Genomic DNA, 318 nt, shown 5'->3' with positions numbered 1-318 from the left:
TAAGACCCCTTGAAGACGACGAGGTAGATAGGTTGGAGGTGGAAGTGCAGTAATGCATGGAGCTGACCAATACTAATCGGTCGAGGGCTTATCCTATACTTAAAACGCAAATTCAATTCGGATTCAGTTTTCAGGCATCAAGCCTGAATTACGCTTAAAAATTCATTCTCACTTCTGGTGATGAACCGAATTTCACGCGGCAGCGTCTGTTTCACAGACGCATGTTTGGTGGCGATAGCGGAGGGGTTCCACGCGTACCCATCCCGAACACGACCGTTAAGCCCTCCAGCGCCGATGGTACTTGGACCGAAGGGTCCT

The 318-nt window shown here is 49.7% G+C and carries 2 rRNA genes; both read left to right on the top strand.

Features of this window, described 5'->3' with window-relative positions:
- Positions 1 to 96 (top strand): 23S ribosomal RNA (locus UQ64_RS28325); the annotation flags it as partial.
- Between the two features lie 128 nt (positions 97 to 224).
- Positions 225 to 318 (top strand): 5S ribosomal RNA (gene rrf, locus UQ64_RS28320); the annotation flags it as partial.

Source organism: Paenibacillus etheri (assembly GCF_001012825.1).
Classification (GTDB): Bacteria; Bacillota; Bacilli; order Paenibacillales; family Paenibacillaceae; genus Paenibacillus_AQ; species Paenibacillus_AQ etheri.
The sequence above is the reverse complement of the archived record's forward strand: the minus strand, read 5'-3'. Positions and strand labels throughout refer to the sequence as shown.